At 57.1% G+C, this 18,838-nt stretch carries 19 protein-coding genes; 8 read left to right on the forward strand and 11 right to left on the reverse strand.

Annotated features, from left to right (window positions below; genetic code table 11):
* The 4 genes from LA04_RS09330 to LA04_RS09345 form a co-directional block, all read right to left on the reverse strand.
* On the reverse strand, positions 1-1,201 hold a 1,201-nt coding region (locus LA04_RS09330), incomplete at its 3' end, for an efflux RND transporter permease subunit (protein ID WP_047651320.1).
* Positions 1,198-2,346 carry an efflux RND transporter periplasmic adaptor subunit gene (locus LA04_RS09335; protein WP_047651321.1) on the reverse strand — a complete coding sequence of 383 codons (1,149 nt, stop codon included), beginning with the start codon at positions 2,344-2,346 and terminating at the stop codon, positions 1,198-1,200. The genes LA04_RS09330 and LA04_RS09335, both read right to left, overlap by 4 nt.
* Positions 2,347-2,424: 78 nt before the next feature.
* Positions 2,425-3,621 (reverse strand): sensor histidine kinase, encoded by a 1,197-nt coding sequence (locus LA04_RS09340; protein WP_047651322.1) that lies wholly within the window; start codon positions 3,619-3,621, stop codon positions 2,425-2,427.
* Entirely contained in the window at positions 3,618-4,313 is a 696-nt protein-coding gene (locus LA04_RS09345; RefSeq protein ID WP_047651323.1) for a response regulator, read from the reverse strand. Before LA04_RS09345 ends, LA04_RS09340 begins: the two co-directional genes overlap by 4 nt.
* A 124-nt stretch (positions 4,314-4,437) precedes the next feature.
* Here LA04_RS09345 and LA04_RS09350 point away from each other — a divergent pair, with 124 nt between their 5' ends.
* Positions 4,438-5,223: a MipA/OmpV family protein gene (locus LA04_RS09350; RefSeq protein ID WP_047651324.1), complete on the forward strand. Its 786-nt coding sequence runs from the start codon at positions 4,438-4,440 to the stop codon at positions 5,221-5,223.
* 28 nt (positions 5,224-5,251) lie between these two features.
* On the opposite strand, the gene yajD is transcribed toward LA04_RS09350, so the two are convergent.
* Entirely contained in the window at positions 5,252-5,599 is a 348-nt protein-coding gene (gene yajD, locus LA04_RS09355) for an HNH nuclease YajD (RefSeq protein WP_003857471.1), read from the reverse strand.
* Positions 5,600-5,775: 176 nt separating this feature from the next.
* Between yajD and LA04_RS09360 the strand changes: the two genes are divergently transcribed.
* On the forward strand, positions 5,776-6,801 hold the full coding sequence (locus tag LA04_RS09360; RefSeq protein WP_047651325.1) for an LLM class flavin-dependent oxidoreductase: 1,026 nt from the start codon (positions 5,776-5,778) through the stop codon (positions 6,799-6,801).
* A 28-nt stretch (positions 6,802-6,829) separates the two neighbouring features.
* On the opposite strand, the gene LA04_RS09365 is transcribed toward LA04_RS09360, so the two are convergent.
* The gene (locus LA04_RS09365; RefSeq protein WP_047651326.1) at positions 6,830-7,864 is read right to left on the reverse strand and encodes an AI-2E family transporter; all 1,035 of its coding nucleotides are present in this window, start codon (positions 7,862-7,864) and stop codon (positions 6,830-6,832) included.
* A 133-nt stretch (positions 7,865-7,997) separates the two neighbouring features.
* Here LA04_RS09365 and LA04_RS25230 point away from each other — a divergent pair, with 133 nt between their 5' ends.
* The 4 genes from LA04_RS25230 to LA04_RS09380 all read left to right on the forward strand — a co-directional run bounded on the left by LA04_RS25230 (position 7,998) and on the right by LA04_RS09380 (position 11,210).
* Positions 7,998-8,168: a protein YdgV gene (locus tag LA04_RS25230; RefSeq protein ID WP_085930315.1), complete on the forward strand. Its 171-nt coding sequence runs from the start codon at positions 7,998-8,000 to the stop codon at positions 8,166-8,168.
* 117 nt (positions 8,169-8,285) lie between these two features.
* Entirely contained in the window at positions 8,286-8,648 is a 363-nt protein-coding gene (gene mdtJ / locus LA04_RS09370; RefSeq protein WP_047651327.1) for a multidrug/spermidine efflux SMR transporter subunit MdtJ, read from the forward strand.
* On the forward strand, positions 8,635-8,964 hold the full coding sequence (mdtI, locus tag LA04_RS09375) for a multidrug/spermidine efflux SMR transporter subunit MdtI (protein WP_008502462.1): 330 nt from the start codon (positions 8,635-8,637) through the stop codon (positions 8,962-8,964). The genes mdtJ and mdtI overlap by 14 nt, the downstream gene beginning before the upstream one ends.
* A gap of 83 nt (positions 8,965-9,047) precedes the next feature.
* Entirely contained in the window at positions 9,048-11,210 is a 2,163-nt protein-coding gene (locus LA04_RS09380; protein ID WP_047651328.1) for a bifunctional diguanylate cyclase/phosphodiesterase, read from the forward strand.
* A 1-nt stretch (position 11,211) separates the two neighbouring features.
* Here LA04_RS09380 and LA04_RS09385 read toward each other — a convergent pair whose 3' ends face one another.
* The 5 genes from LA04_RS09385 to LA04_RS09405 form a co-directional block, all read right to left on the reverse strand.
* The gene (locus tag LA04_RS09385; RefSeq protein ID WP_047651329.1) at positions 11,212-12,033 is read right to left on the reverse strand and encodes a trypsin-like serine peptidase; all 822 of its coding nucleotides are present in this window, start codon (positions 12,031-12,033) and stop codon (positions 11,212-11,214) included.
* A 280-nt stretch (positions 12,034-12,313) separates the two neighbouring features.
* Positions 12,314-12,688: an acid resistance repetitive basic protein Asr gene (gene asr / locus LA04_RS09390; protein WP_047651389.1), complete on the reverse strand. Its 375-nt coding sequence runs from the start codon at positions 12,686-12,688 to the stop codon at positions 12,314-12,316.
* 173 nt (positions 12,689-12,861) lie between these two features.
* The gene (locus LA04_RS09395; protein WP_235211327.1) at positions 12,862-13,386 is read right to left on the reverse strand and encodes a thioredoxin fold domain-containing protein; all 525 of its coding nucleotides are present in this window, start codon (positions 13,384-13,386) and stop codon (positions 12,862-12,864) included.
* 170 nt (positions 13,387-13,556) lie between these two features.
* Positions 13,557-15,041 (reverse strand): carboxypeptidase M32, encoded by a 1,485-nt coding sequence (locus tag LA04_RS09400; RefSeq protein ID WP_047651331.1) that lies wholly within the window; start codon positions 15,039-15,041, stop codon positions 13,557-13,559.
* A gap of 74 nt (positions 15,042-15,115) precedes the next feature.
* Positions 15,116-16,369 carry an MFS transporter gene (locus LA04_RS09405; RefSeq protein WP_047651332.1) on the reverse strand — a complete coding sequence of 418 codons (1,254 nt, stop codon included), beginning with the start codon at positions 16,367-16,369 and terminating at the stop codon, positions 15,116-15,118.
* 121 nt (positions 16,370-16,490) lie between these two features.
* Here LA04_RS09405 and LA04_RS09410 point away from each other — a divergent pair, with 121 nt between their 5' ends.
* Positions 16,491-17,399: a LysR family transcriptional regulator gene (locus LA04_RS09410; RefSeq protein WP_047651333.1), complete on the forward strand. Its 909-nt coding sequence runs from the start codon at positions 16,491-16,493 to the stop codon at positions 17,397-17,399.
* A 118-nt stretch (positions 17,400-17,517) separates the two neighbouring features.
* Positions 17,518-18,738, forward strand: coding sequence for a sugar metabolism global transcriptional regulator Mlc (mlc, locus tag LA04_RS09415; protein ID WP_045401244.1), 1,221 nt, complete (start codon positions 17,518-17,520; stop codon positions 18,736-18,738).
* Positions 18,739-18,838: the final 100 nt, after the last annotated feature.

Genomic DNA, 18,838 nt, shown 5'->3' on the forward strand with positions numbered 1-18,838 from the left:
TGATCAGCGCCCCGAGCGAGATACGCTGAAGGCCAATACCGGCGAGCATCATGCCGGCAAACGTCAGGGCGAGCACCAGCGGAATGGCTGTCGCCACCACCAGTCCGGCCCGTAACCCCAGCGAGACAAATGAAACCGCCAGCACGATAACAACGGCTTCGATAAGCACCCGGATAAACCCGCTTACCGCGTCACTGACCACCGCTGACTGATCGGCGACTTTCACCATCTCGATACCGTGCGGCAGCCCGGCGCTGAGGGCCGCCATTCTGTCATTCAGCGCGGCGCCGAAACGCAGCATGTTGCCCGTTGGCGCCATCGACACCGCCAGCCCGATAGCCGGCTTGCCGTTCACCCGGTAGGCCGGGGCCGGTGGCTCGGCGATTTCCCGGGTGACGGTGGCAATGTCGGTCAGCGGAATATAGCGATTGTTCACGTGCAGCGTGACGGCGCGTAAGCTCTCCTCGGTCGTGAGCGCACCGCTGACCTTTATCGCCATGTTCTCCTGTCCGGTACGCATAACGCCAGCCGGGACAACCGCATTTTGCGCCCGGAGGCCGTCGGCAACTTCCTGAATATCGAGCCCCATCCCGGCCAGGCGCGCCGGAGAAAAGGCGAGAACCCACTGCTCCTGCTGTTCACCCAGCAGGGTGGTTTTGCCTATATCCGGCAGGGACATCAGCTCGCGACGAATTGTCTCTGCGCGATCCCGCACCTCCCGCAGGGTGAAACCTTCGGGAATAAAGGCGTAAATTGTGCCGAACGTGTCGTCAAACTCGTCGTCCACGGCAGGGCCCTGCCCCCCTTCAGGCAGGGACGGCGCGATGTCCTGCATTTTTTTGCGAACCTGATACCAGATATTGGGCACGCGTTGCGGGGGCGTATCGTCACGAAGGTTGACGTGGATAACGGTGCGCCCTGCTCGGGTTTCACTTTCGAGATAGTCCAGCCAGGGCGTTTCCTGCAGCTTTTTTTCAAGCGTATCGGTCAGCAGGCGGGTGGTATCCGCCACGGAGGCTCCCGGCCACTGCGCGGAGACGACGGCCGTTTTAATGGTAAAAGCCGGATCTTCATTACGCGGCAGCTTCTCATAGCAAAACACGCCCATCGCAATCACCAGCAGCATGAAAAAGCTGACCATCTGCTGGTTCTTCAGCGCCCAGGCGGAGAGGTTAAATTTGGCTTCCGGTCCCGTGTTCATGGCTGAACCTCTCCGGCAACCACCGGCTCGCCGGACCGCAATGTGCTCACGCCCGCCGTAATCACCCTGTCGCCCGGCTCAAGGCCGGAGGCAATCATGACGGAGGTGGCCGTATAGCTCGCGGGCACCACCGCGCGCAGCTGCGCCCGCGACTGCGGGGTAATCACAAAAACGGCCGGTTTGTCGCCGACGCGGGTCAGCGCCGAGGCGGGAAGGGTGTAGCCGTGCGGGGCTGACGATGGCAACGTGACGATAACGCTGGCGCCCAGCGCCATGGCCGCCGGCGGGTTTTGCAGGGTGGCCCTGACGCGCCAGGTGCGGGTCTGAGGATCGGCCTGCGGGGTGATATCCCGCAGCGCGGCAGACGCCTGTACCGACGGGTCGCTGAGCAGGGAAACCCGCAATTCCGCCTTATCCAGAGGCGGGATCGCATCCGGAGTGGCAATATCGAACGCCACGTCACGATCTTCCCCGGTCGCCAGCGTCAGCACGGACTGGCCGTCGCTGACAACCTGTCCCGCAGAAGCGTTCACGGCGGTGATGACGCCCGCCTGCGGCGCGATCAGGCGCGTCCAGCCGAGGCTTTCGCGGGCATTTCGCCACGCGGCCTCGCTGCTTTTTAAGCGCGCGCGGGCGACAAGCCAGTCCGCACGGGCGCTGTCGAGCTGCGTGCGGGCTATCGCGCCCGTTGGCATAAGCTTTTGCATTCGACTGACGTTAAGCGCGGCGACCTGCGCAGAGGCTTTGGCACCCTCAAAGTCGGCCTCAGCGCTGTCGAGCTGGTTTTGCCCGGTCGTATTGTCAAGCGTGGCCAGCAGCTGTCCGGCGGTGACCCGGTCGCCAATATCAACGCTGCGCGTCAGTATCCGGCCCCCGGTACGAAAGCTCAGGGTCGTTTCATCGTGGGCATGGATCTCACCGGTTCTTTCCAGCGCGGGAAGGGTCTGGGCGGTGCCGACGACGACGTAGCGTACCGCTCGCGCAGGGTCGGGCTTATTTTCGTGTTTATCACCGCAGCCAGTCAGCGGAAAAATCGCCAGCGCAAGCAGGGCCAGGGGAAGAAAATGCAGCCAGGAAAAGGTGCGCGCCACGCCGTACAAATGATGCAGGCAGTGGCGGAGGGAGAGAAAAAATTCGTCTGACATAACGCCGCTCCATAAAGGGAATGGCGTTATTAAATGCGGGCTACGTCGAGAAAGATTCGACGTTCTGTCAAGGCTTTATCAAGAGTGAAGATTTTCATTACCGGACGGGTGCCAGGGCAATAAAATGCGCACGGCGAGGCCGCCGGTTTCCGGTAACGACGCGCTAATCTCCCCCCCATGCGCCTCGCAAATCGCCCGGGCGATGGATAAACCGAGGCCGCTGCCGCCGGAATGCCGCGCGCGGGACTGCTCCTCGCGGCTAAAGCGTTTAAACATTTCCTGTAAGAACTGGGGCGACACGCCCGGCCCGTCATCGGTAAATTCGAGGATGTAGTGCCCGCTGGCGTAGTGCAGCGCCACCTCAAGATGGCCGCCATCACGCCCGTAACGAAGCGAATTTTCCATGAGGATGGTAACGACCTGGCCCAGACGGAACGCATCGCCTCTGAAGGGGCAGGGGCGCGGGTTACGAAGCGTTATCCGGAAATGATGCGCGTCAGCCTGGGGCATGATCCAGGCAGCCCGCTCCTGAATCAGCTCATCCAGACAAAACGGCTGGTCCTCCAGCACGAGGTTACCCGCGTCGGCAAGCGACAGAAGGTGAAGCTCATCGGTGAGGTGGTTGAGGTGCTGGAGCTGTTTCATCACCATGCCGAGCTGCGCCGGGCTGGCGTCAAACACGCCGTCTAACATGCCCTGCAGACGCCCGATGGCGGCCGTCAGGGGCGAGCGCAGCTCGTGCGCCATCGCGACGTGCGAGGCGCGGAGCTCTTTTTCATAGCGGGCGAGTTGCCCCGTCATGGAGTTAAAGTCGGTCGCAAAGCTGACCATTTCCGCCGGCGCATCCTTGATAAGTTCCGCCTGGCGGCCAAACTGCCCGTCGGCGACATCCTTTGCCGCATCGCGAAGGCGGCTGAACTGCAGCGCCAGCGGCCGGGCGTGTTTGAGGCCCATCACCACGATAAACGGGATCATCACCAGCACCAGCAGGGCCACCGTGGCCCAGTCGGCTGAGGCGATAGACGGCGTGGAATAGCTCAGGCCCCACCAGGTGTCCACAATCGAGTGGAAGCGGGCCGGATTGGCCTGCGGGTTCTGGCTGAGCATCAGAAACTCCTGCCGGACCGCCGCTGGCATTTTGCCCATTATCCAGTAGTTCTGAACCGCATAGCGCAGCCACATGCAGGTGGCAATGACGATCACGCTGCCGATAGCCAGCGCCAGGATGCGCGCGCAAATCCAGCGCCACAGAGAGGAGTGCTGATTTTTAATCATGGCTGTCTGAACCTGTAACCCACGCCGCGAACGTTGATCAGCACGCCGGAGATCCCCGCCGCTTCGAGTTTTTTACGCAGGTTATAAATATGGGTGTCCACCACGCGCTCCAGCGCTTCGCTTTCCGGCAAACAGTGCTCCAGTAAATACTGACGGGAGAACGGGTGCGCCGGCGAACGCAGCAGCGTTGCCAGAAGCGAGAATTCCGTTGGCGTAAGATCGAGCATCAGGGGCGCGTCGCCGCCGTTATCCACGCTCGCCACAATGGCGGCCACGTCCACCTCAAGCGTTTGCCAGCGAAGGATCGCCTCGTCCGTCTCTTTTTTACTGCTGCGCCGCAGCACTGCCTGCACCCGAGCCACCACTTCCCCCGGATGATAAGGCTTCACAACGTAATCATCGGCACCGTACCGCAGGGCGCCAATGCGGTCAGGGGTATCCCCCATGGCCGTGACCATGATCACCGGCACATCGCTTTTACGACGCAGGCCAGCCAGCACCTCGGTGCCGTTAAGCCCCGGCAGCATTACGTCCAGCAGAATGAGGTCGGGCTTCCACCGCTGCGCCATATCCAGCCCGGAATGACCGTCTCCGGTTATGGTCACGTCGTAATTTTCCCGCCGTAAATAGGCCTCGAGCACGCCGGCCGCATCGGCGTCATCTTCAATAATCAGCACTCTTCTGGACAACATCCGTTCACCTTGACCATTTCTTAACACTATCCCGACGATTCATTGATTCAGCCAAATCATACTGCGCCAACGTTGTGTGGCCGCCCCCGTATCAGGAGGCGCCAGCGTCCGTATGGAGAGCAGTATGATAGCGATAAAAAAAGTCCTGTATATGTCCGTCCCGCTTCTGATGGCCGTGAGTTCTGGCGCGCAGGCGGATGATGGCGCCGCGTCCGATTCCCTCACCGTCGGGCTTGGGGGGCAGTATGCCCCGCGTTACTCAGGCTCAGACAAGCAGGTGTGGCAGGTGGTTCCGGTGCTGCAGGGTCGTAAAGGCGCTTTCTTTATTGATGCGCAAAAAGGGGTGGGATATGACCTGCAAAACGACAGCGGCTGGTATTTCGAACACACGCTGGGCTACGACTTCGGAAGGGCTGATAAAAATTCTGGCTGGCGTGAGGGCGCAAACAATCTGAAAGGGATGGGGGACATTGATGCCACCCTGAATACCGGCCTTGCCGTCGGCTGGCAGGCCGCGCCATGGCTGAGTATGGAAGGCAAAGCGACGCTGCCGTTAACGGACAGCCAGGGGGGAAGCTATCAGGCTTCCGTTACGCTCATCCCGGTACAAAATAATCAGGACACGGTTGCCTTTCAGTCTGCGGCCCTGTTTGGCGACAGCCGTTATCTGAATACCTGGTATGGGGTCAGCGAGCAGCAGAGCCGCCGCACCGGCTATCGCCGCTATGCTGCGCCGGGAGGATTCTATGGCGTCGACACCAGCCTGACCTGGAGCCATCAGTTCGATGCCCACTGGGGAACGGTTCTGAGCGCGGACTATACCTGGCTTGGCGATCGTGCGAATAACAGCCCGATCGTGATGCGGCGCAATGAGGGGGCCGCAACCGCCGCTATCACCTGGACATTTTAAAATCGAGGAGCACGAGGGGACGAGAGGATTATTTCTTCTTATCCATCATCGCTTTTAAATCGGCAAAGGGGTTAAACGTGGCGACGCCCACGTCTTTTTGCGCGTCTTCCCCGGCCACCACGGTGGTGCCGTACTGATCCGCTTCGGTGTATTTCGAGTGTTCATGATCGTGGCAAAACAGGCACAGCAGCTCCCAGTTGCTGCCGTCTTCCGGGTTGTTGGTGTGGTCGTGATCGATATGGTGAACCGTGAGCTCACGCAGGTTGGAATAGACAAATTCGCGCGAGCAGCGTCCACACACCCATGGATAGATTTTTAATGCTTTTTCGCGATAGCCGCTTTCCAGCCGCGCGTAGTTTTTGGGGATCAAAGCCATTGCCGGTTTTACCTGCCATGAAAAGAGGGGGAGATTATATCGCATTATGGAGCGGAATGACGAACCCCGCTACTCAGTCAATTTATTTGATGCTTTCCGTTAAATAAACGGCATTTATTCTTACCCGGTAATGCGTAAAGTGGACAGAACGCAATGCATTATCAGGACACATGGTTATGAAAAAGATCGGGTTTTTATCCTTTGGTCACTGGACGCCTTCACCGCAGTCCGGCACGCGCTCGGCGGCAGACACGCTGCTGCAGTCCATTGATTTAGCCGTGGCGGCTGAAGAGCTGGGGGCAGACGGCGCCTATTTCCGCGTGCACCACTTTGCCCGACAGCTTAGCTCGCCGTTCCCTCTGCTGGCGGCAATAGGCGCAAAAACGAAAACCATCGAAATCGGCACGGGCGTGATTGACATGCGCTATGAAAATCCGATGTACATGGCCGAGGATGCGGGCGCGGCGGATTTGATTTCCGGCGGTCGCCTGCAGCTTGGCATCAGCCGCGGCTCGCCGGAGCAGGTCATTGATGGCTGGCGCCATTTCGGCTATGTCCCACAGGAAGGGGAAAACGAATCGGATATGGCGCGACGTCATACCGAGGTGCTGCTTGAGGTGCTGCGCGGTGAAGGCTTTGCCAAGCCGAATCCGCAGCCTATGTTCCAGAATCCGCCGGGGCTGCTGCGCCTGGAGCCGTATTCTGAAGGGCTGCGCGAGCGCATCTGGTGGGGCGCCGGTTCCAATGCGACGGCCGTATGGGCCGCAACGCTGGGAATGAACCTGCAAAGCTCAACCCTGAAGGACGATGAGACCGGCGAGCCGTTCCATATTCAGCAGGCAAAACAGATCCGCGCGTACCGTCAGGCCTGGAAAGAAGCGGGACATGTGCGTCAGCCGCGGGTGTCGGTCAGCCGCAGCATTTTTGCGCTAATGGACGACCGCGACCGGATGTATTTCGGTGCCAGCCGCAACGACAGCGACAGCGTGGGCTACCTTGATGAGAAAACGCGCGCGATCTTCGGGCGCAGCTATGCGGCGGAGCCGGACAAGCTGATCGAACAGCTGAAAAAGGACGAGGCGATTGCCGAAGCCGATACGCTCTTGCTGACCGTGCCGAACCAGCTTGGCGTGGATTACAACGCGCATGTTATTGAGTCGATCCTCAAGCATGTGGCGCCAGCAATGGGCTGGCGCGATTAACTGAACAGTGGGGTTGCTCAGCCTCTTGCTACTTATGGCTCATATCGCTCAGCAGCACGGCGATGGTTTGCCCGCCCGCCGTCTGTTCCAGGCCAATCTTGACGATAATGGTCAGCGGAACGGAAAGTAGCATGCCAACGGGGCCGAGCAGCCAACCCCAGAATATCAGGGATAAAAAGACCACCAGTGTGGAAAGGCCCAGCCCTCGTCCCATCATGCGTGGCTCAAGAATGTTACCGAACACCAGGTTGATGACCAGGTATCCGGCCAGCAGGATCAGCGCGTCATAAAGCCCGCTGAAAACCAGCACCTGAAGGATAGGGGGGATTGCCGCCAGCACGGAGCCGATGTTGGGAATGTAGTTAAGCGCAAACGCCAGTAACCCCCAGACAAACGCAAAGCGAACGTCCAGCGCCAGAAGCATCGCCCAGACGACACCGCCCGTCACCAGGCTAATCGCCGTTTTCAGCACCAGATAGCGGGAGACGCTGTCCAGCGCGCGCTGAATCGCTCCCATTCCTTCAACCGGACGGACCATCATCTGCTGCAGCTTTGCCGGCAGTTGCGGCACCTCCAGCAGCATGAACACCACCGTTAAAAACAGCAGGAAAATGGAGGTCATGGCATTGGAAAGCTGCGCCAGCAGGCTGGTGACGATCGTCATGGCCGCGTTGGGGTCGATATATTTCAGGAGTTCCTCAACCGAGACTTCGATACCCGCGCGCTGCAGCCAGGGTTCCAGCTGAAGTAGCGGTATCGCCAGCGAAGAACGGTATTTCGGCAGCGTTCGCGCCAGTTCATTGAGCGAGGTCCCCAGATACGCCACCAGCAAGACCATCGCCACAATAATGATGCTGATAAGCAGCGTAATCGCCAGCACGCGCGGGATGCGTAGCCGCGTCATGCGCTGCACCAGCGGGTTAAGGATCACCGCAACAAACAGGGCCAGAATAAAGGGCACAATAATGTCGGCGGCAAAACGAACGCCCGTCAGTATGATCACCAGCATGCCCAGCATGATGACAATTTTTAACCCGTTCAGGGTAATAATGGGTTTAGCCATGGTGACTCCGAATTTTTCTTTATATTTATAATAAAGGTGAAAGGCGTTGCAATAAACTAACCAAAATCAAACGGTATGGGTAAAGAATTGCAAAGACTTTGAGTAAAATCCTGGCTTATGGTACAAATCTGGTGTGTTTAACTACCGAGGACAATTTTCATCCGCAAAGACGAGAAGCAACAACGCGGATAATTGTAATTTTATGGACAATATGTTCAGGACGTACTCTTCAAACAATACCGCTGTCTACTCCACTTCTTTCTGCCTGCTTTCTGGTGAGCAACACTGGCGCACCGCACTATAGTCACGTCTTCTGCCTGAGCTGGCGCTAAGCGCTTAGCTGTCTGATTTCAATTTGTATTTTTTGGTTTGCTGTTCGCAGCGGGCCACGATGGATTATATTCTCAAGCAGGAGAAAAACATGTTTTACTGGATCCTATTAGCGCTGGCTATCATCGCTGAAATTACCGGCACACTGTCGATGAAATGGGCAAGCGTCAGCGATGGCAACACCGGTTTTATTTTGATGCTGGTGATGATTTCGCTTTCTTATATTTTCCTCTCGTTTGCGGTGAAAAAAATTGCGCTGGGCGTCGCGTATGCACTGTGGGAAGGGATCGGTATTTTGTTGATTACGCTGTTCAGCGTGCTGATATTTGACGAAACATTAACAACAATGAAGATCGCCGGGTTAACGACGCTGGTCGCGGGTATTGTGCTGATTAAATCGGGTACCCGTAAACCGGGTAAACAGCAGAAGGAGCAGAACCATGCAACAGTTTGAGTGGGTTCATGCGGCCTGGCTTGGCTTCGCCATCGTGCTGGAGATCCTGGCGAACGTTCTGCTGAAATTCTCCGATGGTTTTCGCCGTAAACTCTATGGCCTGATGTCGATCGCCGCGGTTCTGGGAGCGTTCAGCGCGCTGTCTCAGGCGGTAAAAGGGATCGATCTTTCGGTGGCCTATGCGCTGTGGGGCGGTTTTGGTATCGCCGCTACCCTGGCCGCAGGCTGGGTACTCTTCGGCCAGCGCTTAAACAACAAGGGCTGGATGGGACTCATCTTGCTGCTTGCCGGCATGATCATGATAAAACTCGCCTGACAGACCTCTCGCCATGATTTACAGGCAGCGAAATTCGCTGCCTGTATTACGCTTAGAAAAGCAAAACATGAAGAGGATGGCTGATGTATCGCACATTAAGCTGGCGCAATATTCCCAATGCGAGAACGTTGTTTGCCATGGTCTTCATGGCGGGGATCGGCTTAATCATCTCCATCGTCGCACTGCTCTATCTTTCCCTGCATCTTATCAGCACGAAAACCAATGAAATTGATGAACACCGCACGGCGCTTTCCGTGCAGGGGGCCATTCAGACATCGGTTAACCGCGTCTCCTCTCTGGTGCTGGATAACGCCGTCTGGGACGATGCGGTGCGGGAGGTCTACCGTCCTGCGCTCGATACCGACTGGCTGTACAACACCTGGGGCGCCGGTTTTAAAATCAACAACCTCTACGACGGCACCTTCGTGCTGGATGAACATTTCAACGTCCTCTGGGGATCCTTTCAAAGCCGTCCCTTTAACGAAAAAAACCTCGACTTCTTTGGCAAGGGGCTCAAAGCGCTTATCGACCGGCACGGGCGAGCGCTCGTGGGTGAAAAAAATATCTATGCCGGGATCAGCAAAACGCGAAGCGGCGTCGCCTTTGTGGGTATTGGGTTGATTCGCCCGATGGTCGGAAGATTACAGGTTACCGACGGAACGCGCCGCTATCTGGTGATTACCCGTCATCTGAACGCCAGAATATTATCCGACCTGGGGGCGACCTTTCAGATCGATCGCCTCAACTATACCCCCGAAAAAATCAACGATCGCAGCATGCCGCTGCACAGCGCGGCGGGGGAGTTAGTCGGATATCTGAACTGGCAGGCGCGGCTTCCGGGCGCACAGGCCGCCCGGGCGGCATCGTCTGATATCAGGCAGATTGTGGTGCTGGCCTCGGGGCTGATCCTGCTTTTCATTCTGGTGAGCAGCGTGGGGCTGTACAAACTCGCGCGCGGTGAAAGCCAGGCGCGTCTGGTCGCAAGAACGGACTGGCTAAGCCATCTGCCAAACCGGCGTGCGCTCATCGAAGCGCTGGACCACGTGAGTTTAGGCGGTGATATCGACGTCAAAAGCGTGGTGTTTATCGATCTGGACGGTTTTAAAGATGTGAATGACATCTACGGCCACAGCGTGGGAGACGATCTCATCGTGGCGATAGCGAAAACGCTGAGTGAACGCGTGCCGACGGGTGGGATGCTCGCGCGCATGGGCGGGGATGAGTTTGCCATGACCATCGGCGGAGATGATGCAGAGGCGCAGGCCACCGCCTTTGCCGCTTCGGTGCTGGATTTTTTCACCACCCCGGTTCAACTGGGGGAACGCACCATCCATATCGGGGCCAGCATCGGTATCGCCAGCGGAACTCTGATTGAATGCACCAGCTCAGAACTGTTTCGCCGCGCTGATATTGCCATGTATCACGCCAAATTGAGCGGGAAAGGGCGTATCAGCCACTATGACGCGGAGCTCAACAGCGTCCGGGAACGCAAGCTGGCGATTGAAAATCAGATTCGTGACGGTCTGGAACGCGATGAGTTTGATGTCTGGTATCAGCCGATTATTGACGCCCACAGCCAGACAATGAGCAGCGTCGAGGCGCTAGTCCGCTGGCCGCGTCGCCCGGAGGGGCCGCTTGGGCCGGATATTTTTATCACCATTGCGGAGACCAGCGGTCTGATTTACAAGCTGGGCCAGTTTGTGTTGCAGCGGGCCTGCCAGGATCTGCAGCCTTACGGCGACTTAAAGCTCTCCGTGAATATCTCCCCCGCGCAATTTCGCGATCCTGCATTCGAAGAAAAAGTGGCCAGCGTGCTGGAAAACACCCGTTTCCCGGCCCACCGACTGCAGCTTGAGGTTACGGAGTCGTATGTACTGGAAAACCCGGAGCGTGCCCGCATGGCGATAGCCAATCTTAAAGCGCTGGGTACGGCGGTGGCGCTGGATGACTTTGGCACCGGCTATTCCAGCATTGGCTATTTGCGGCGTTTTAACTTCGACACCATCAAAATCGATAAATCCCTGGCCGGGCTGGTGGACCACGATGAGCAGGCGGCCGCGCTGGTAAGCGGCACGGTGCGGATCGCCAATGCGCTGGGTATGGCGGTGGTGGCAGAAGGGGTGGAAACCGAGAAGCAGATGAAACTGCTGCGGCTGGCTGGCTGCGATCAACTGCAGGGTTTTTGGTTCAGCCAGCCGATGCCGATTGAGTCAATAAGAGCGTTACGTAAGGTCAGACGCTGCTGATTTACTGCTCCGCCAGCGCTTCCAGCTTGTCGCGAAAGCCGGTCACGGACAAGGCCCGGTTATCTGCGCGCCAGCGATCTTTCGCCGCCGGTGCAGAGCTCTGCACACCGATCAACTGCCAGCCGTTATCTGTTTTCAGCATCAGCGGTGAACCACTGTCGCCCGGCAACGTATCGCACTGGTGCGAGAGTACGCTGGTTTGCGCCCAGCCCGTCACAATACAGTCGGTATGCGTATAAAGCGTATCCAGATGATCGACAGGATAGCCTGACTGCGTCACCTTTCGGTCGGCGGCCTTCAGCGCGGCGGTGAGTGCGGCCTTATCGCCGTCAAATAACGGCAGCGGCGTAATGCCTGAAGGCGGGTAGCGTAAAACGATCAGGCCAAAATCCCACGAGGCGGCCGCTGGCGGCACGATCCAGCCGTCACCATCCGGCTTCAGGCGTTTGCCGAGAGACGGATCAACCCGTCCCTCAATGCCGTGGATTTCATAGCGCCAGGTCCCTTTTTGCGACACAAACCGCAAGGCAACCGCTTTATCCGGCTTGCCGTTTGGCGGCGTTAACAAACAGTGGCCTGCCGTCAGGGCAAGTTGCGGGGTGATCAGCGTCGCGGTGCACAAGTTACCGCTGGCGGTTTCCAGTTGACCTATAGCATCCCAGGGCGCCTGGGTGGGATCGGCGACGCGCGTACGATCGTCATGACCGAAAAAAAGCGTCTTTAGCTCTTTTGCGCTGATGGTGTCATCACCGCCATCATCCGCATGTGAGAATCCAGAAAAAAGACCAAACGTTCCCAGTAACAACACAACAGATTTACGCATATCACACTCTGGTGGGGGTAATTATGATTATTAAAAGTGAACCCTATGAAAATACTATAGACGGGACAGCGCTAAAGTGGGAGTAAAATCAGCGTGCTACAATCAGGAAAGATAAAAATGGCTGGCGATGAGCGCGCATAAAATAAGCAGGATCAGAATCAGCTCAAACCGATAGCGTCGCAGCATACGCCCTCCGGAAATAAAAAAACGGCGCGGAACCTGTTCCGGTTCAGCGCCGGTTTACCAACGTGCCCCGAAGGGCACGGTTAAGCTTGTACTCTTACGCAGCTGGCTGTGCAGCTGGTTTAGCAGCTTCGTGTTTTACTGCTTTTTTGTGATGCTTTTTAGCAGCCTGAGCTTTCTGTTCTACAGCCGGTTTAGCGGCTTTTTTGTGGTGCTTTTTAGCAGCCTGCGCTTTCTGCTCTACGGCTGGTTTGGTTGCTTTTTTGTGGTGCTTTTTAGCAGCCTGGGCTTTTTGCTCTGCAGCCGGTTTAGCCGCTTTATGGTGTTTCTTGTGATGTACAGTTTTTGCTGGCGCAGCGGTGGTCGTTGCAGCAGGCGCCGCAGCAGCCGGTGCAGCAGTGGTTTCAGCAGCAAACGCAGCAGAAGACAGACCCATAGCAGCGGCAACAACCAGAGCTAATACTTTTTTCATGTTCATACCCTCGAATTTGGTTTTTCATTTAACCCCACTGCGGGGCCGTTGAAAGAACTATATCCCTGTAAATTCGAGGTTTCCGTGAGTGATTGGTATCGGCTTGTAACGGAATGTACAGAGGGGGGAAAGTGTACGAACAAGTCAAACGCCGCTGCTCGTACAGACCTCTGTTATTTGTTCAGTGTGGCCAGAATAGCCGCCGGAGACTGGCTGCCTATAATCGACCGTGATTCAGGCTCGATCACCACCATTACCGGGGTGATGCTAATGCCCAGTCGTTCTGCTAGTGCAGATTGCCGCGCGATCAGATCGGAACAGGCTGTGGTGGTGTCGTTATCTGGTAAAAATCCCGCCATCGCTTGTTGCAGGCTTTTGACCTTATCGGTTGAACACCAGACGCAGCCCATATCTTCAATCACCGAGTCGCGAATGGCGTTGGGGGCAACGGTCAGAAACGACATCGTCAAACCGGCATCCGTATATTGCTTAACGTTTTTCACTACATTGCTGCAGTAAATGCACTGATTATCAATAAACACCAGCAGCTTATATTTTTCAGCGGGAGCCTGAAACGTGATGGGCTGGAGGTCTGTAAGAGAGCTGGCAATATCGTTGAACGCGTCTTGCGGGGTATTATCCGTGGCTGCGAAAGTACTTAAACTGGTTGCACACAGAATGGCTAACATCGTTTTCATTATGCTTTTCATCATTCATCCCTTTATTTTTTTATCCTGGCCTGAGGGTAGTCTAATTGTGTCGGAAGGACACGCATTCATACACCCGACGCAATCATGACAACATGTTCTAAATCATATTCTTATTGAAAAGGGTGAGAAGGGTGCCGGAGCAGGCTCCGGCAGAGGGATTAAAGATAACGGGAGGTCAGATGTTCGCGGAAGTAACGGATATTCAGATCTTCACCCGTCGCCTGGGTGATTAATTGCGACGTGCTGAAGCGGCTGCCGTGCTGCCAGATGTTCTGACGCAGCCACTCAAAGAGTGCGGAAAAATCGCCCTCAGCGATGGAGGCCTGCAGACCCGGCAGTGCGGTTCTGGCGGCATGGAACAGCTGCGCGGCGTACATGGCGCCAAGCGTGTATGACGGGAAGTAACCAAAACCGCCGTCGGTCCAGTGGATGTCCTGCATACAGCCGTTGCGGTAGTTGTCTTTGGTGGATAACCCGAGCCAGGCCTGCATTTTCTCATCCCACAGGGCAGGAATATCGTCCACCTCGATCTCGCCGTTAATCAGCGCCCGTTCAATTTCATAGCGCAGCACCACGTGTGCCGGGTAGCTCACTTCGTCCGCATCGACGCGGATATAGCCAGGTTTGACGCGCTGGTTCCAGGCAATAAAATTATCTTCGCTAAACGCCGCCTGGCTGCCAAAGCGGGCATGTACCGCAGGCAGGAGATGCCTGAGGAAGGCTTCACTGCGCCCCAGCTGCATTTCAAAGAACAGGCTCTGCGACTCATGGATTGCGGTTGAGCGCGCCAGGGCAATCGGCTGTCCTGACCACGCGCGCGGCAGGTTTTGTTCGTAGCGGGCGTGTCCTGTTTCGTGGATCACGCCAAACAGCGCGCTGAGCAGCTCATCTTCGTCATAGCGCGTGGTGATACGCACGTCTTCCGGGACGCCGCCGCAGAACGGGTGCGCGCTCACGTCCAGGCGACCGCCGTTAAAATCGAAGCCAAGCATCTTCATGGCTTCCAGGCCCAGCTCACGCTGTGTTGCCGTCGGGAAGGGGCCTTGCGGAGGAATAAACGACCGTTGAGCCTGTTTTTCGACCACGTTTGCCAGCAGATCCGGTAGCCAGGACTTCATATCGCCGAACAGAACGTCCAGACGCGCGCTGGTCATGTCGGGTTCAAAAATGTCCAGCAGCGCGTCGTACGGCGTACAGCCTTTGGCTTCAGCCCGCAGGCGAGCCTCTTCGCGGCTGAGTTTGACCACCTCTTTCAGGTTGGCGGAAAAACCCTGCCAGTCGTTGGCGGGTCGCTGCGTGCGCCAGGCGTGTTCACACTTGCTGCCTGCCAGGGATTTCGCTTCAACCAGCGATTCCGGCAGCAGGGTAGCCTGCTGGTAGTGGCGCGTCATTTCGCGCAGGTTGGCCTGTTCGACATCATTCAGATCCTCACCTGCCGCCGCCGCTAACAGGTCGCCGACTTTTTTATCGGTCAGGATCTGGTGCTGCAGGACGCTCATCTCCGCGAGTGCTTCACCGCGCGCGGCGCTGCCGCCCGGCGGCATCATCGTGAACATATCCCAGCTGGCGATAGAGGAGAGGTGAGAGAAGCGGGAGAGACGCTGGAAGGTGCGGGTGAGTTGTTGATAGTTATTGTTTTTCATGAAGTCCTCGTGTCTGAATCAGCCGATGACAAAAATTAGCATCGGCTTGATTTAAACACGAAGGCGCTGGAATGTTAATGCAGACGTTTATGCAAACTTGTGCCCACCAGCAGCGCCGCACAGAGCATCAGCGCGATAAACCCGCCCACGCCGTTCCAGCCGTAGTGATGCCAGAACACGCCGCCGAGGGTCCCGGCGATGCTGGAACCCAAGTAATAGCTAAACAGATACAGCGACGATGCCTGTCCTTTGGCGCGACGCGCGCGCGGGCCAATCCAGCTGCTGGCGACCGAGTGCGCGGCAAAGAACCCCGCAGAGAAGAGCAGCATGCCGGCAAAGATAAACCACAGCGAGGAAAAGAGCGTCAGCAGCAGGCCGAGTAACATCACGCCCGTGAATACCAGCAGTACCGGCCCGCGTCCATAGCGTGCGGTCATCGCCCCGGCTTTCGGCGAACTCCACGTGCCGGTGAGATAGGCCACAGAAAGCAAGCCGACAACGGCCTGATTCAGATGCCACGGGGAGAGCATCAGGCGGTAGCCAATATAGTTAAACAGCGTAACGAAGGCGCCCATCAGCAGAAAGCCGATCAGAAACAGGCGCGGAAGCCCTTTGTCACGCCAGTGCAGGCGGAAGTTGATAAACAGCGTTTTCGGGCGCAGCGATGTCGGGCGGAAATGACGCGATTCCGGTAGAATTTTCCAGAACATCAGGGCCGATGCCAGCGCAAAACATCCTATTACCGCCAGCGCAATACGCCAGTTAAAGAAGTCCGTAAAGACCCCGCTCAGCAGGCGGCCGCTCATTCCGCCAATGGAGTTCCCGCTGATGTAAAGCCCCATAGAGAAAGCAACAAAGCTCGGGTGGATCTCCTCGCTGAGGTAGGTCATTCCGACCGCCGCCACGCCGCTAAGCGAGAGCCCAATCAGCGCGCGCATCACCAGAATACCGTGCCAGCTGGTCATCATGGTCGAGAGTAACGTACAGACCGAGGCCAGCATCAGCGCGGTCACCATCACCGGCTTACGGCCAATGGCGTCGGACAGCGGTCCGGTAAAGAGCAGGCCAATCGCCAGCATGGCGGTAGAAACAGAGAGCGAAACGCTGCTGCTGGCAGGCGATACGCCAAACTCATGAGAGAGAACGGGCAGGATCGGCTGAACGCAATAGAGCAGGGCGAAGGTCGCCAGACCGGCGGAAAAGAGCGCCAGCGTGACGCGCATAAATTGGGGGGTACCACGTTTAATGAACTGGACCGGCTGCGATGCTGCGGGTAAATCATTGATATCTCTTGCCGGATCGATATCAATTGTCGTTGTACGGCTCACACAGTTTCCTTGCTTAAACATCCCCGTGATTTCTGGTGACGGGTATGACCACCTGTTCAGGGTAGGAAAATGTAAATATTCTGTCTAATATATTAATAATCTCAAATGATACTTTAAAAATATGAATATCGAGCTGCGCCATCTTCGCTACTTTGTCGCCGTCGCCGAAGAGCTGCATTTTGGGCGCGCGGCGGCACGCCTGAATATCTCTCAGCCACCGTTAAGCCAGCAGATTCAGATCCTGGAGCAGCAGGTCGGGGCACGCCTTCTGGCCCGCACCAACCGCAGCGTGAGCCTGACGGCGGCGGGCAAGCAATTTCTCATCGACAGCCGACAAATTCTGAGCATGGTCGATGACGCCGCCGCCCGTGCAGAACGGCTCTATCTCGGCGAAGCCGGAGAGCTGCGCATCGGGTTTACCTCGTCCGCGCCGTTTATCAGCGCCGTCTCGGAAACCCTGTCGTCATTCCGTCGTCACTTTCCGGATGTTCACATTCAGACGCGCGAAATCAACACCCGCGAGCAGATTGCGCCGCTGAATGAAGGTTCGCTGGATTTGGGCCTGATGCGTAACACCCAACTGCCGGACACGCTGGCGTGGGAGGTTATCCTGCGCGAACCGCTGATGGCTATGATCCCGCACGATCATCCGCTGGCGTCGCGTCCGGCGGTTTCGCTGGCAGAGCTGGCAAAAGAGCCGTTTGTCTTTTTTGACCCGCAGGTCGGGACGGGCCTGTATGACGATATCCTGGGGCTGATGCGCCGCTACGATCTTGCCCCGGTCATCACTCAGGAGGTAGGGGAAGCGATGACCATTATTGGCCTGGTCGCGGCCGGGCTGGGCGTGTCTATTCTTCCGGCCTCCTTTAAACGGGTGCAGCTGCGCGAAATGCGCTGGGTGACCATTGCCGAAGAGGATGCCGTTTCCGAAATGTGGCTGGTGTGGTCAAAACACCGCGAGCAGAGCCATGCCGCGCAGCGCTTCAAACAGCAGCTAATGAGCGCCTCTGCCGGGCGGCATTTTCAGTGAAAATAGGGAAAAAATGTGCGGTAAATCACATGGCTAAGTAAATATTTGACGGCAGCCATACAAGTGCTTCACCATAGCCAACAGTTTATTTCGAAGCTCGAAAATAAGGGAGTACGAGGTGGTTGCTGATAGTCAGCCAGGGCATATCGATCAGATTAAGCAGACCAACGCTGGCGCGGTGTATCGCCTGATTGATCAGCTTGGTCCGGTTTCGCGTATCGATCTTTCGCGCCTGGCACAACTGGCACCTGCCAGTATCACCAAGATTGTCCGCGAGATGCTGGAAGCGCACCTGGTTCAGGAGACGGAAATTCAGGAGCCGGGCAGCCGCGGCCGCCCGGCAGTCGGGCTGGTGGTGGAGACGGAAGCCTGGCACTACCTGTCGCTGCGCATCAGCCGCGGCGAGATCTTCCTTGCGCTGCGCGACCTCAGCAGCAAGCTGGTGGTAGAGGACCGGCTTGAACTGCCGCTCAACGCGGAGGAACCGCTCCTCGACGCGATTGTCTCGCATATCGATCGCTTCTTTATCCGCCATCAGCAGCGGCTGGAACGCTTAACGGCGATTGCCATCACCATGCCGGGCATTATTGATACCGAAAATGGCATAGTCCACCGCATGCCGTTTTACGACGATGTCAAAGAGATGCCGCTGGGCGAGGTGCTGAAAAACCATACCGGCGTACCGGTCTATATTCAGCATGACATCAGCGCCTGGACAATGGCGGAGGCGCTGTTTGGCGCGTCGCGCGGTGCGCGGGACGTGATTCAGGTGGTTATCGACCATAACGTCGGGGCGGGCGTGATTACCGACGGTCGTCTTCTCCACGCCGGAAGCAGCAGTCTGGTGGAAATCGGTCATACCCAGGTCGACCCGTACGGTAAGCGCTGCTACTGCGGAAACCACGGCTGTCTGGAGACCATTGCCAGCGTGGAAAGCGTGCTGGAGCTGGCGCAGGTTCGGCTCAGCCAGTCCATGAGCTCCTCGCTGCACGGACAACCCCTAACGGTGGATTCGCTCTGCGCCGCCGCGCGCCAGGGCGATCTGCTGGCGAAGGACATTATTACCGGCGTGGGGAATAATGTTGGCCGCATTCTGGCCATTATGGTGAACCTCTTCAACCCGCAAAAAATCCTCATTGGCTCACCGCTGAGCCAGGCGGCGGAAATCCTCTTCCCGGCCATTACGGCCTGTATTCAGCAGCAGTCGCTTCCCGCGTACAGCAAAAATATCGCGGTAGAAAGTACCCAGTTTTCCAACCAGGGAACCATGGCCGGCGCGGCGCTGGTCAAAGATGCCATGTATAACGGCTCGCTGCTAATCCGCCTGTTGCAGGGTTAACTCTTTTCCGCTGATGTAAGAAAAATTGCGCTATCTCAAGCCGGGTAGCGCATGCATCCCGTAGACTTCCTCCACTGAATTATTTACCTGGTTTATATTT

Origin of the sequence: Enterobacter sp. UCD-UG_FMILLET (assembly GCF_000762975.1) — a bacterium.
In the GTDB taxonomy this organism is placed as follows: domain Bacteria; phylum Pseudomonadota; class Gammaproteobacteria; order Enterobacterales; family Enterobacteriaceae; genus Enterobacter; species Enterobacter dykesii.